The sequence below is a fragment of the Streptomyces olivochromogenes genome (genome assembly GCF_001514115.1).
Lineage (GTDB): Bacteria > Actinomycetota > Actinomycetes > Streptomycetales > Streptomycetaceae > Streptomyces > Streptomyces olivochromogenes.
Genome location: NZ_KQ948461.1, coordinates 215,200 through 228,651 on the forward strand (window position 1 = coordinate 215,200; position 13,452 = coordinate 228,651).

Below are 13,452 nucleotides of genomic sequence, written 5' to 3' on the forward strand. Positions count from 1 at the left end.
CCCACATGGGGGACGGCGGAACCACGGACGTGGACGACACGCGGTTGGAGGCGATGACCGCGCAGCCGCTGCTGACCCGGGACTACGAGACGCGCCCCGCGCTCGTCTACGAGCGGCTGAGGCAGCGGCACGGACCGGTCGCTCCGGTCGATCTGCTGGGCGTACCGGCGTGGTTGGTGCTGGGGTACCGCGAGTCGCTTCAGGTCCTCCAGGACGACGACGCGTGGCCCAAGGGGCTGGAGAACTGGCGGGCCCGGTCGGAGGGCAGGGTTCCCGCCGACTGGCCGCTCGGACCCTCCCTGGAGGTGAACCACGTGCTGATCCAGGGCGGTCCCGGCTACCAGCCGCTGCGGACGGCGTGGGACGCGGCGCTCAAGCCCTTCCAGGATCCGCGCCATCCGCAGACCAAGCGGCTGAAAGCGGCCGTCACCGCCCATGCCGACGAACTGATCACCCTGTTGGGACAGGGCGGTGGCACGGGCGTGGCCGACCTGTCGGCGCAGTTCGCGCGACCGCTGCCGCTGATGGTGGCCAGTCATCTGCTCGGCTTCCCCGGCTCACAGGGCGACGACGCGCTGATGGACATGTGGCGGGTCCTCGACGCGGGGCCGGACGCGGAACCCGCCCTGGAACGCCTGCTGGAGACCCTGGTGGAGCTGGCGGAGGCCAAGCGGACGCGGCCGGGCGACGACTTCCCCTCCTACCTGCTGGCCGCCCACCCCGACCTCTCCCTCGACGCGCTCGCCCGCGAGCTGTTCATGCTGCTCGGCATGACGTCCGACCACGTCGGCATCCTGATCTCGAACACCGTGGTCGAGGTCATCGCGGGGGAGGGCAGCGCACGGGCGAGTCTGTCCGCCGGGATGGTCCGGGAGAGCATGAACCGGGTCGTCATGCGCAAACCGCCGCTGGTGAACTTCGTACCGAGGTTCGCGGCCAAGGACACTCCCCTCGGCAACTACACGATCCGCGAGGGCGATCCGGTCTGGGTGTCCTCCGCCGCCGCGCACGCCGATCCCGTCTTCGCCGACCACGCGGTGGCCAACACGGCCGTCAGCACCCGGGCGCACCTCGCGTGGGGCGCGGGCCGACGCCAGTGCCCGGCACGCGAACTGGCGTCGACGGTCGCGGCGGTGGGGGTGAGCCGCTTGTTCGAGCGCTTCTCCCACCTGGAACTCGCGCTCCCGGTGGACCAACTGCCCTGGCGGTCCTCCCCGTTCATGCGCGGCCTGCGATCGCTGCCGGTGCGGTACGAACTCGCCTCGCCGGTCGCCCCGTTGGCGCCGGAAGGGCCGGAGCGCGCCGCGGGCCCGGAGTCCGAAACCCCCGCTGACCCCGATACCCCCGACACCCCCGACGCGTCCGGGACGGCGGCGGCGGACCAGGCCGTCCAGCGCCGCTCGTCGCTCTGGCGCTACCTGACGGGCCTGATCCGGACGGGCCGTTGAGCCTCCGCCGCCCGCACCGCCCGCACCGCCCGCACCGCCCGCACCACCCCGCCGGGGTGCCGCGGACTCCCGCGCGCGGACGGGCGAGGAGTGGCAAGCGGCGGAGGACGATGCTGGGAGAACCCGTCGCCGGCCCGTCTCGACGCCGTGATCAACGGCCTGGGGCAGCCCTGGTTCACCGTGCTGCACGGAACTCCCTGGTGCGCGCCACGCCCTTGGTGAAGCGTTCCGGACAGGGCCCCGCCGGGGGAAGCGCCGAGGTGTCCGCGACGACCTGGGCGAGCTGACCACCCGTGAATTCGAGATCGCCGAGCTGGTGGCGGAGGAACTGAGCAACCAGGCCGTCGCGGCGCGGCTGCACCTCAGCCGCCGTACGGTCGAGACGCATCCGTCCGCCGTCCACCGCAGGAGCGGGACACCGTCCCGTTCGGCCCTGGACCTCGTCATGACACGCGCCGCATGCGGCACGGCGGGCTGAACGGGCGGGGTCACAGCGGCAGTTCGAGCACGAGCGGGCGATGGTCGGAGATCCCCGTCGCGGGGGTGCGCACTCCGCTCGCCGCTGCCACGTCGACGCCGCTCGCGAGCACATGGTCGAACTGCACGATCGGACGGTGCGCGGGATAGGTCGGGATGCGGGCCAGATCCCGCCAACCGCGGGGCGACGGTGGAGTGCGGGCCTTGCGGGGCGCGTTCAGTACGACCCCGGGCACGGCGCCGACCAGGTTGAAGTCGCCCAGCAGCACATGGGGTGAGGGCATGTCGGCGATCCACTCGCGGACGGCGAGCAGCTGTCCGATGTTCCATCCCGGTACGAACGACAGGTGCACCGCCACCGCCGTGAACGGACCACCCGGCCCCTCCAGTACGGCGGCCAGCGCGGCCCGTGGCTGGTCCCGTACCAAGGTGAGCCCGGGCCGCCCGGCCATCCGCAGGGGCATACAGAGGGGCGCCGGGGCCAACCGCCGGGCCCGCCAGTCCCGTACCGGAAACCGGGAGAGCAACGCGATCCCGTGCGAGGGGACATCCGTGGCCGAGCCGACGTCCTGCGGGCCGTACACCCGCAGTCCCGGTTCGGCCGGGTCGCGGATCCACCCACGATCCGCTGTGCAACGGGCGTGGATCGCGCTCGCGTAGCGCCAGTGCTTCAGCCCCGCCGCGTCGGCGGCGACCGACGCCTGGTCGGCTCCGCCCGATCGCTCCTGGAGGCGGTCCAGTTCCTGCAACGCCAGGACATCGGCGTCCAGGGACCGGACGGCTCGGGCGAGCGGTCCTTCGGCCGGGTTCGCGGCAGGGGAGAGGGGCTCTCCGTCCGGCAGCGGCCGGCCGTGCAGCACATTGAACGTCGCGAGCCGCACCGGCCGACGGCGCGTTCCCTGATCCCGCTGACTTCGCTGATTCTGCTGATTCATCGTCAGGCCAGTGTCCCGGTATCGGTCCGGTCCGCGGTAACCGGCGTGAGCAGCTTTCCATATCCGTGAACCCACGCCACCCACGCCACCCGGACCGTCCGGCACCGGCCGAAAAGCGCCCTGAGCCGGGGCGAACATCCAGCAAGCAATAGCCAATTTCAGCCTTTGCTTTGTCATCGCCATGACAAAACTGTGCATGCGATGCCAGTCTGCTCTTGAACGTTCACCGTTCCTTCACACCCCCCACCTGTCGCGCGCCGCTGAGTTCCGACACACCCCTCGTGGGTCACCTCGTGCAGCGCCCTTCCCTGTCCAGCGCGTTGCCAGCCGGCCACACCCTGCCGGCCCGCTCTCTCGGCCTCGACCACGGGCCGATCGTCGCCAGAAGGAGAAGTCCTTGCTCCCGCCCCACCGCACCTCGCACCGACGCAGATACACCGCGGCGTTGGCGCTCACCGCCGCCGGCACGCTGCTCGCCGCCGGTTTCCACACCGGCGTCGCGTCCGCGGCTCCCCGCGACCGCGGTCACGCGAAGATCGTCGCCACCCCCCGGGCCGCCGCGGCCCCGGCGAAACTCTCTCCCGCCGCGCACGCCGCGCTGCTCAAGAGCGCCACGGCCGCGGTCGGCGACACCGCGAAGATCCTCGACCTCGGCTCCAAGGAGAAGCTGATCGTCAAGGACGTCTCGAAGGACGCCGACGGCACCACACACACCCGCTACGAGCGCACCTACGCCGGACTGCCGGTCCTCGGCGGCGACCTCGTCGTACACGTCAGGAACGGTCTGTCCACCGTGTCCGAGGCGAGCAAGGCCGACCTCAAGGTGCCGACCACCACCGCCCGCGTCACGTCCGCCACCGCCGCCCACAAGGCGCTCGCGGTCGCGAAGAAGGCCGACGCCACGCGTCCCGCGGTCGACGGCGCTCCCCGGCTCGTCGTCTGGGCCGCCGGCGCCGAGCCGGTGCTGGCCTGGGAGTCGGTGGTCGGCGGTACCCAGGACGACGGCACTCCGAGCGAACTCCATGTCATCACCGACGCCGGCTCGGGCAAGACCCTGTTCGACTTCCAGGCGGTGCGCACGGGCACGGGCACGGGCCAGTACAGCGGATCGGTTCCGCTCAGCACGACACCGTCCGGCTCCACGTACCAGCTGGTGGACGGCGACCGCGCGGGTCACCGCACCTACGACCTGAACCAGGGCACCTCGGGCACCGGCACCCTCTTCACGGATGACAACGATGTCTGGGGAGACGGCACCCAGAGCGACCGGCAGACGGCCGGCGTGGACGTCGCCTTCGGAGCCGCGGCCACCTGGGACTACTACAAGGACGTCTTCGGCCGCAACGGCATCCGCAACGACGGCGTGGCCGCCTACAGCCGGGCGCACTACGGCAACGGCTACGTCAACGCCTTCTGGTCCGACAGTTGCTTCTGCATGACGTACGGGGACGGTGCGAGCAACACGCACCCGCTGACCGCCCTGGACGTCGCCGCGCACGAGATGAGCCACGGCGTGACCGCCGCCACCGCGGGCCTCACCTACTCGGGTGAGTCCGGTGGCCTCAACGAGGCGACCTCGGACATCTTCGCCGCCGCGGTGGAGTTCCACGCCAACCTGTCCGCCGACGTCCCCGACTACCTGGTCGGCGAGAAGATCGACATCAACGGCAACGGCACCCCGCTGCGGTACATGGACAAGCCCTCCAAGGACGGGGCGTCCCGCGACAACTGGGACTCCTCGCTGGGCGGCCTCGACGTCCACTACTCCTCCGGACCGGCCAACCACTTCTTCTACCTGCTCTCCGAGGGCAGCGGTGCCAAGACCGTCAACGGGGTCTCGTACGACAGCCCGACCTACGACGGCGTACCCGTGACCGGTATCGGCATCGAGAACGCCCAGCGGATCTGGTACCGGGCCCTGACCACCTACATGACCTCCAGCACCAACTACGCCGGAGCCCGCACCGCGACCCTCCAGGCCGCCGCCGACCTCTTCGGCGCGTACAGCGACACCTACCTCGCCGTCGCCGCCGCCTGGGCCGGGATCCATGTCGGCGACCGGATCGCGCTGGGTGTCAACGTGGCGCCGATCGACGACCAGACCAGTGGCGTCGGCCAGCAGGTCTCCCTCCAGGCCAGCGCCTACACCACCAACTCCGGCGCGAGCCTGACCTATGCGGCCACCGGCCTGCCGGACGGCCTGACGATCAGCGACACCGGCCTGATCTCGGGAGTTCCCACCACCACCGGGACCAGCCCCGTGACCGTCACGGTCACCGACAGTACGGGAGCGTCCGTCTCGGTGGGCTTCACCTGGCGGGTGGCGAACATCTACGCCAACAGCACGCGCGTGGACATCCCCGACGCCGGAGCCGCGGTCGAGTCTCCCATCACCGTCACCGGCCGGACCGGCAACGCCTCGGCCACCACCCAGGTCTACGTCAAGATCATCCACACCTACCGTGGTGACCTGACGGTCTCCCTGGTGGGCCCCGACGGCACCGTGTACTCGCTCCTGAACCACAGCGGCGGCAGCGCCGACAACGTCGACCAGACCTTCACGGTCGACGCCTCCGCGCAACCCGTCAACGGCACCTGGAAACTGAGGGTCCAGGACACCGCCTCGATCGACGTCGGCTACATCCAGCAGTGGCAGCTCACCCCCTGACCTGTCCGCCCGCCGACCTCGCCCGTCCGGCCCGCCCCGCGCGGTCCGGGCGGGCGAACCGTCCTCACCCCCGCTCGCCCCGGGCGCTGGGTGTGAGGACCAGCATCGTGACGTCGTCACGGACGGCGGTGCAGAACCGGAGGAGGTCCTCCCAGAGGCGGTCGGTGAGGTCGGCCGACCTCACCTGGGCCAACGTGGTCAGGCGCTCGGCCAGGGGATAGAAGGCGCCCGTCGCGTCCCGGGCCTCGGACACTCCGTCGGAGCCGAGGAACAGCCGGTCGCCGCGCTCCAGCGGGACGGTGCAGATCTGCGGCGGAGAGATGTCGAAGAACCCGAGACCGAGGGGGGCTCCTGGTTCGAGAACGAGCTCGACGGCCTTGCCGTCGCGCAGCAGAAACGGATGCGGGTGTCCGCAGGACGTCACACGCACCTCGTCCGCGTCGGCCGAGAACTCCAGCAGCAGAGCGGTCGCGAACAGTTCGGCGTGTGCGGTTCGGGCCGAGTCCACGACGAGCCGGCGATCGAGGCGGGCCGCGGCCGACTTCAGGTCGCCCTGGTCGAGCACGGTCTCCCGGAACGCCCCGAGGAGGGAGGCGACGGTCGAGACGGCCGACAGCCCGTGCCCCTGCACATCGCCCATCACCGCCCGCACACCGTACGGGCCGGCGCGCACGTCGAAGAAGTCGCCACCCACCAGTGTCTCGCGCTGCGCTGCCCGGTAGAACGTCGTGCAGCGCACCGGGCCGACGCGTTCGGGAAGCGGCGGCAGCACGGCGAGCTGGGCGGCCTCCGCGACGGTGCGCACCGTGACCAGATGGGCGTCGCGCCGACTGCGCACCAGGGAGATGGCGACGCTCAGGATCGCGACGAACGTGATGGTCAGCAGGTCGGTGTTGCCCGGATGGTTGAGCTGGAGCGGCGGTACGTACAGGAACACGATGACGACGGCGCCGAAGACGGCCGTCGCCACTGGTCCGTAGGAGAGCACGGCCAGCGACGGGATGGCGCCCAGCAGGAAGCCGATGTCCAAGGGGTAGCGACTCAGGAGTTCGGCGGTGCAGACCGCCACCAGCAGGGCGGGCGGCAGCACCCGCACCCAGCGCGGTGGTGGTGCTCCGCGCAGCCAGCCTTGGCTCTCCCGGCCGCTGTGCCGGTGGTCGGCCGTGCCCATAGCACTCCTCCCTACCCCACCACGCTCCTCCTTCCGGCGGTCGGGCGCATCACGTCGGGCGCATCACGGTGGGCCGGGCGGGCCGCCGGACGCCGAGGATTTCCTTCTAACGCGCGGAGTCACGCGCGGAGAATTCCCGTGTTGGTTGAAAATCGCAATTCTCTGGGAATTCTCTTCGGGAAAAAGAGTGTCGGCGCGCGCTGAACGGACACCCGGTGTTCTCAAGCGCACCGTGACATAGCTGGAGGATTTCTTCATGTACGAGAATCTGTGGGCCTACACTCCGACCAGCGGCCACACGCCCGACTCGGATCTGACCGGGTACCGGGTGGAAGCGACCGATGGGCACATCGGGAAGGTCGACAAGCACTCCGACGAGGTCGGTTCCCAGTACATCGTGGTCGACACCGGCATCTGGATCTTCGGCAAGGAGGTCCTGCTGCCCGCCGGGACGATCACCACCATCACCCACGAGGACAAGACCGTCCACGTCGCCCGGACGAAGGACGAAATCAAGTCGGCACCGGAGTTCGACAAGGAGAAGCACCTCGGCGACCCGCATTACCGCGATCAGCTCGGCGGACACTACGGGTCCGGACACTGAATCCGCCCCGTCCGCCGGTGCTGCCCCCTTTCGGGGGCGGTGCCGGCGTTTCCGCACCGGGCATCACCGCGACGACGGAGCCGCGGATCGAAGGAGGGTTCCCACGGTCGCCATCCGTGGTGGGCCGGATGTGCTGCTGGTCGGAGCCGGCCTCGCCCGTGCCCGCGACCTGACCCGGGCGGGACTCGGCGTCCGCGGTGTGCTCGGCGGTGGGTCGGCCTCGGCCTGGAACTCGCCGCGGCCGGCAACACCGAAGTCGTCCGGGGCAGGCAGCGCACCCTCAACTCGCGTGACCCGGACGGTGCCGGTGGCGACCCTTCCGTGCGGCGGCCCGCGACGGACGACCAGTGGGCGATGGGACACTTCTCCACAGGCGGAGTCGGGACACGGGGAGAGCTGTGATGCGGGGCCGAACGCGGACAAGGACCTCTGGCGCACCGGCGCGTGGACCGGTCGGGGCCGGCACCGCCCTGGTGCCGGTCCGTCACTCGGAGGCGGTGCGCGCGGCCGTGCTCGTCCTGCACGGGGGCCGGGCCGACAGCCTGGCCCCCTCACGGCCCTGGAACGTGGCGGCGCTGCGGATGAGGCCCGTGGTCCGGGCCGTCGCCGCGGCCGTGCCGGACGACGCGGTCTTCCTCGGACAGGTGCGCTACCGCCTCCAGGGCTGGAACGGTTCACGGGCCGACCCCGTCGGTGACGTCCAGCGGGCACTCGCGGAGCTCGCCCGCCTCGTCGGCGAGGTGCCGGTGATTCTCGTGGGTCATTCGATGGGCGGCCGGGCAGCTCTGCGCGTCGCGGCGGCGACACAGGTGGGGGGAGTGGTGGCGCTGGCGCCCTGGTGTCCTGAGGGCGAACCGGTGGCCCACCTCCAGGACAAGAAGGTGATCGCGCTCCACGGTGACCGCGACCGCGTCACCGATCCGTCGGAGTCGATCGCGTTCGTCCGCCGGGCCAGGGAGGCCGGCTCCCGCGCGGGTGTGCTGCTGGTCAAGGGCGGTGACCACGCCATGCTCCGACGGTACGGAACCTGGCACGGCGCCACGGGGGCGGCCGTCGCCGAACTGCTGCGGCCCACGGAGCCGCCCGGTGGACTGCTCGCCCGGGCGCTCTCGGAGGCCGACTCCGGCCTGCTCTGACCGGACCTGCCCGGAATCCGCACATCGGGACCGGACCGGGACCCGCGACGCCGGGACCCGTCGGAGTTGTCGACGCCCGGACCTGTCGGAGTCGTCAACTCCGGTACCGGGCGAGGCGCGAGGAGCGAAATTCCGGTGCGCCGACCGACGCGCGCTCCCTACACTCACCCCACAACGCGCGCTCACCGCACCTGCGGAACATCACGGCGCGCGTCCTGACGAGTGAGGGGAGCCGGGCCGTGCGTCACCGCACCGCTGTCGTCGTTCCCCCTTCGCGCTACGAGGTGATCCTCGTGTCTTCGGATTCCCGGTGCCGGCTGCGCGGCCGACACCGGTGGTCCGTGACGAACATCTGACCTCTCTCCGCCCGTCGCCGGGCAGATCGGCTCCGTACGCCCCCATGGGGATGCGCCGTGGCCAGAGGTCCCCGTACGGCCCGTGGCACGACCGCGGGCCGCTTCGTCCGGGAAATCGCGCCGCCCCATCCGGATCATTCCGAAAGGCCATGGGCCGTGCGTACCGACCTGCACCGTTACCTCGACACCCCGCTCGCCGCCGTCCGCAACCTGGGCATCCTCGCCCACGTCGACGCCGGGAAGACCACCCTCACCGAGCGGATCCTGTACCTCACCGGGACCACCCACAAGCGGGGTGAGGTCCATGACGGCACCACCGTCACCGACTTCGACCCCCAGGAACGCGATCGTGGCATCACCATCTTCGCCGCGGCCGTGAGCTGTGCCTGGGACGCGCACCGGATCAACCTGATCGACACCCCGGGCCACGTCGACTTCTCCGACGAGGTGGCGCGCTCCCTGCGGGTGCTCGACGGCGCCGTGGCGGTCTTCGACGCCGTCGCGGGAGTCGAACCGCAGAGCGAGGCGGTGTGGCGCCAGGCGGACCGGTACGGCGTGCCGAGGATCGCCTTCGTCAACAAGCTCGACCGTGCCGGTGCCGACCTCGACACCGCGGTCGAGTCGATCAGGGAGCGGCTGCATCCGGCCCCGCTGGTCGTCCAGTTGCCGATCGGATCGGAGGCCGGGTTCACCGGTGTGGTGGATCTGCCGCGCATGCGGTCACTGGTCTGGTCCGAAGGCCGCGAAACGGTCGAGGAAGGCCCGGTGCCCGAGGCACTGAGGGACGCCGCGGAAGGCCGCCGCCGACAACTGGAGGAAGCGGTGGCGGAACTCCACCCCGGCGCGCTCGAGGAGTTCTGCGCGGAAGGGACGCTCTCCGCGCGGACCCTGACCGCCGCGCTGCGCGACCTGACCCGTTCCGGCGACGGCGTGGTGGTGCTGTGCGGCTCGGCCTACCGCAATCGCGGGATCGAGCCACTGCTCGATGCCGTGGTGGCCTATCTGCCGTCGCCGCTCGACGTGCCCGCGGTACGCGGCACCCGGGACGGTGGGGAACAGGAGCGGTTCGCCGACCCGGCGGCGCCGTTCGCGGCACTGGTGTTCAAGGTGAACGGGACCGCCACGGGGCGGCTGACGTACCTGCGTGTCTATTCGGGCACGATCGGGAAGGGAGAGACGGTGTGGGACTCGGGCACGGGGCGCACCGAGCGCGTCGGCCGGATCCTGCGGGTGCAGGCCGACCGCCACGCCCCACTGGAGCGGGCGGTGGCGGGCGACATCGTCGCGGTGGTCGGGCTGAAGTCGGCCCGCGCCGGGTCGACCCTGTGCGCCCCCGGGGCTCCGTTGGTTCTCGAACCGCCGACCGTCGCCGATCCGGTCGTCTCGGTGGCCGTCGAGGCCGTCGGCAGCGCTGAGGCGGAGCTGTTGGTGTCCGCGTTGACGCGCCTGGCCGAGGAGGATCCCTCGCTGGTCGTGCGCACCGACCCGGAGACCGGCCAGCTGGTCCTGTCGGGCATGGGCGAACTGCATCTGGAGGTGGCGGTGGAGAAGATCCGGCTCGCCCACGGACTGGACGTCCGGGTCGGCCGGCCGAGGGTGGCCTACCGGGAGACGGTCGTCCGGGGAGTGTCGGGGCTGGTCCACCGGCACGTCAAACAGGACGGCGGCGCCGGTGAGTTCGCCCATGTCGTGCTCGACGTGGAGCCGCTGGAGGACGTCCCGGACGAGGGCGGTGAGGGCGCGACGCGCTTCGAGTTCCGCTCGACCGTCGTCGGCGGACGGGTGCCACAGGAGTACGTCCGGGCGCTGGAGGCCGGGTGCCGTGACGCGCTGGCCGACGGGCCGCTCGGCGGGCACCTGGTCACCGGGGTGCGTGTCGTCCTCACCGATGGAGCGACCCATCCGAAGGACTCTTCGGAGCGGGCGTTCCGGACGGCCGGCCGGTTCGCGCTGCGGGAGGCACTGCGCGCCTGCGCGATGGTTCTCCTGGAACCGGTGGCGGACGTCACGGTCACCGTGCCGGACGACGCCGTGGGCGGGGTCCTCGGTGACCTGGCGGCGCGACGCGGGCAGGTCTCGGGCTCCGTCGCGCGGGCGGGCGTCGTGGTGATCACCGCGACCGTGCCGCTGGTCGAGCTGTTCGGCTATGCGACCCGGCTGCGCAGCCGGACCCGGGGCCGGGGAGTCTTCACCGCCCGGCCCGCCGGGTACGCCCCGACACCGAGCACGGCGTCGACCGGGACTGCGGCCCGGTGACGCACAGGACGGTCCCGCCCGACTTCGGGCGGGACCGTCCCGCGGCGCCCCGGTCGAACACTGTCCTGTTCGAAGACTGTCCTGGTCGAACGCTGCCCGGGGCGGCTGCGTCGGACGACCGCGGCGCGTCAGGCGACCGCGGGGTCGAGCAGCCCGGTGCGAAGACGCTTGATGATGCGCGTGATCAGACGCGAGACGTGCATCTGCGAGATGCCGAGTTCCTCGCCGATCTGGGCCTGCGTGCGCTCCTCGACGAAACGCATGTGGATGATCCGGCGCTGACGTTCGTCCAGTTCGGCGATCAGCGGGGCCAGGGACTGGAAGTCCTCGACGAGTTCGAGCGAGGGATCGTCCTCGCCGATGAAGTCCGCGAGCACGGTGTCCCCGTCCGCGCCGTCGTCGGCCGTGAGCGCGGCGTCGAGAGACGAGGAGTTGTAGCCGTTGGAGGCCTTGCGCGCCTCGATGACCTCTTCCTCGGAGAGAGACATCAGCGCGGCCAGCTCACGCGTGGTCGGGGTGCGGCCGAGGCGGGTGCGCAGTTCCTCCGTCGCCTTGGCGAGTTCGATCCGCGCCTCCTGAAGACGGCGGGGCACGTGGACGGCCCAGCTGGTGTCGCGGAAGAAACGCTTGATCTCGCCGACGATGTACGGAACGGCGAAGGAGGTGAACTCGACCTCGCGGGTCAGCTCGAATCGGTCGATCGCCTTGATGAGCCCGATCGTGCCGACCTGGACGATGTCCTCCATCTCGTCCTGGTTGCGGCTGCGGAAGCGGGCCGCCGCGTACCGCACGAGGGAGAGGTTCATCTCTATGAGCGTGTTGCGGGCGTACTGGTAGTCGTGCGTGCCTTCCTCCAGCACGGCCAGCCGGTCGAAGAACTGACGCGACAACGCGCGCGCGTCCTTCGGGCTGATCTTCAGCGGCTCGTCGATCAGGGGGAGTACCTCCTCCTGCGCCGTCCCTGCCTGCTGTGCCGTGTTGGTTGCCTTCGCTGCCGTCACGGCTGCCATGCGGTCCACCCCAGTTCGTTCGAAGGAATTGAAGACAGGGCTCGTCTGCCCCGTCTCAAGCCAGTCATGCCACCCAAACTTTGAAACCCGCGGAACGCCTCTGTTGCGCGGCCCGCCGGACGTGGCGCCAGTAATACTTCTCGCCGAAGCCCTCTCCCGGATGCACACCGACGGCAACCGCCGCCGCCTACAGTGGGATCCGAGGTGAGCCAGTGGGAATGGAGCAAGGAGAAGACGGAGCGCGGTCGCCCCTCGTCCGAGACCGGGCGGAGCCGTTCGCGCACCCGGCGCTCCTGTACCGCTCCGAGCAGGAGTACGCGCAAGGCACGCTGCCGTTCGTGTCCGAGGGCCTCGCCACCGGCCTGCCCGTGGCGGTGGCGGCACCTCCGTCTCGACTTGAGCTGCTCAAGGCGGAACTCGGTCCGGCCGCCCACGAGGTCCGCTGGATCGACATGACACGGGCCGGCCGCAACCCCGGCCGGATCATCCCGGCCGTCCTGCGATCCTTCGCCGACGCCCACCCCGGACGCCCTGTGCGCATCATCGGAGAGCCGATCTGGTACAGCCGGACGCCGCTCGAGTACCCGGCCTGCGTCCAGCACGAAGCCCTCATCAACGCGGCGTTCCACGGACGCGAGGCGACCATCCTCTGCCCCTACGACGCCCGAACCCTCTCCGACGACGTGATCGCCGACGCGCACGCCACGCACCCCGTGGTGATCAGCGACGGGCGGCAGGCCGTCAGCCACGCCTACGATCCCGAACGCGTCCTCGCGCGCTACAACGAGACCTTGCCGTATCCGCCGGGAGCGGCCACGGTCCGCTTCACCGCCGGACTGCTGCCTGCCGTACGCGACATCGCGCTGCGCGAGGCACGGGAGCGGGGGATGGCGCCGCCCCGGCTGCAGGATCTGAACCTCGTGGTCGCGGAGTTGACGACCAACAGTGTGGTGCACGGAGGCGGTTCGGGGACGCTGCGGATCTGGGCCGAGAGCGAGCAGATCGTCTGCGAGGTGCGTGACGAGGGACACCTGACCGACCCCCTGGCCGGCCGCCGCCCGGTGCGCCCTGACCAACTCGGCGGACGGGGCCTGCTCCTCGTCCACTTCCTGTCCGACCTCGTACGCGTCCACACCGCCGCGTCCGGAACGACCGTGCGCAGCTATCTCGCCCGAAGATGACCGCGGCCGCTTGGCCCGGGGCCGGCCGTGCCCCTGGCTACGCGCCGCACTCGCTCCACTCTCCGTACTCGCTCTACTCGCCGCGGTGCCGCCAGTACCAGACCAGCACCGCGACGAGCCCGCAGAGATAGACCAGGGGCAGGACCAGGCCCGGGACACGGGCCGCGTTCACGCAGCGGCTCCGACGGGAGAACAGGCCGATACGGCCGG

The 13,452-nt window shown here is 71.1% G+C and carries 11 protein-coding genes; 7 read left to right on the forward strand and 4 right to left on the reverse strand.

The window, feature by feature from the left end; translation table 11 throughout:
• The first annotated feature begins 5 nt into the window (after window positions 1-5).
• Window positions 6-1,448 (forward strand): cytochrome P450, encoded by a 1,443-nt coding sequence (locus AQJ27_RS28535; protein WP_201264405.1) that lies wholly within the window; start codon window positions 6-8, stop codon window positions 1,446-1,448.
• Window positions 1,449-1,623: 175 nt separating this feature from the next.
• Here the strand turns inward: AQJ27_RS28535 and AQJ27_RS58885 are convergent, their stop codons facing one another.
• Complete coding sequence (locus tag AQJ27_RS58885; protein ID WP_067374845.1) at window positions 1,624-1,836, reverse strand: hypothetical protein; 213 nt, start codon at window positions 1,834-1,836, stop codon at window positions 1,624-1,626.
• Between AQJ27_RS58885 and AQJ27_RS52605 the strand changes: the two genes are divergently transcribed.
• Window positions 1,765-1,926 carry a LuxR C-terminal-related transcriptional regulator gene (locus AQJ27_RS52605; RefSeq protein ID WP_235613725.1) on the forward strand — a complete coding sequence of 54 codons (162 nt, stop codon included), beginning with the start codon at window positions 1,765-1,767 and terminating at the stop codon, window positions 1,924-1,926. The genes AQJ27_RS58885 and AQJ27_RS52605 overlap by 72 nt on opposite strands.
• A gap of 10 nt (window positions 1,927-1,936) precedes the next feature.
• Here AQJ27_RS52605 and AQJ27_RS28545 read toward each other — a convergent pair whose 3' ends face one another.
• Window positions 1,937-2,860 carry an endonuclease/exonuclease/phosphatase family protein gene (locus tag AQJ27_RS28545; protein WP_201264404.1) on the reverse strand — a complete coding sequence of 308 codons (924 nt, stop codon included), beginning with the start codon at window positions 2,858-2,860 and terminating at the stop codon, window positions 1,937-1,939.
• 397 nt (window positions 2,861-3,257) lie between these two features.
• Here AQJ27_RS28545 and AQJ27_RS28550 point away from each other — a divergent pair, with 397 nt between their 5' ends.
• Window positions 3,258-5,528, forward strand: coding sequence for a M4 family metallopeptidase (locus AQJ27_RS28550; RefSeq protein ID WP_067374850.1), 2,271 nt, complete (start codon window positions 3,258-3,260; stop codon window positions 5,526-5,528).
• Window positions 5,529-5,592: 64 nt separating this feature from the next.
• Here AQJ27_RS28550 and AQJ27_RS28555 read toward each other — a convergent pair whose 3' ends face one another.
• Complete coding sequence (locus AQJ27_RS28555; protein WP_067374852.1) at window positions 5,593-6,699, reverse strand: PP2C family protein-serine/threonine phosphatase; 1,107 nt, start codon at window positions 6,697-6,699, stop codon at window positions 5,593-5,595.
• A 256-nt stretch (window positions 6,700-6,955) separates the two neighbouring features.
• On the opposite strand from AQJ27_RS28555, the gene AQJ27_RS28560 reads away from it, so the two are divergent.
• The 3 genes from AQJ27_RS28560 to fusA all read left to right on the forward strand — a co-directional run bounded on the left by AQJ27_RS28560 (window position 6,956) and on the right by fusA (window position 11,051).
• Window positions 6,956-7,303: a PRC domain containing protein gene (locus AQJ27_RS28560; RefSeq protein ID WP_054229476.1), complete on the forward strand. Its 348-nt coding sequence runs from the start codon at window positions 6,956-6,958 to the stop codon at window positions 7,301-7,303.
• A gap of 473 nt (window positions 7,304-7,776) precedes the next feature.
• Complete coding sequence (locus AQJ27_RS28565) at window positions 7,777-8,439, forward strand: alpha/beta hydrolase (RefSeq protein ID WP_067374855.1); 663 nt, start codon at window positions 7,777-7,779, stop codon at window positions 8,437-8,439.
• 512 nt (window positions 8,440-8,951) lie between these two features.
• The gene (gene fusA / locus AQJ27_RS28570) at window positions 8,952-11,051 is read left to right on the forward strand and encodes an elongation factor G (protein WP_067374858.1); all 2,100 of its coding nucleotides are present in this window, start codon (window positions 8,952-8,954) and stop codon (window positions 11,049-11,051) included.
• Between the two features lie 128 nt (window positions 11,052-11,179).
• Here fusA and AQJ27_RS28575 read toward each other — a convergent pair whose 3' ends face one another.
• Window positions 11,180-12,061 carry an RNA polymerase sigma factor SigF gene (locus tag AQJ27_RS28575; protein ID WP_079065333.1) on the reverse strand — a complete coding sequence of 294 codons (882 nt, stop codon included), beginning with the start codon at window positions 12,059-12,061 and terminating at the stop codon, window positions 11,180-11,182.
• Window positions 12,062-12,279: 218 nt separating this feature from the next.
• Here AQJ27_RS28575 and AQJ27_RS28580 point away from each other — a divergent pair, with 218 nt between their 5' ends.
• Window positions 12,280-13,242, forward strand: a complete 963-nt coding sequence (locus AQJ27_RS28580; protein WP_079065318.1) for an anti-sigma factor RsbA family regulatory protein — start codon at window positions 12,280-12,282, stop codon at window positions 13,240-13,242.
• Window positions 13,243-13,452: the final 210 nt, after the last annotated feature.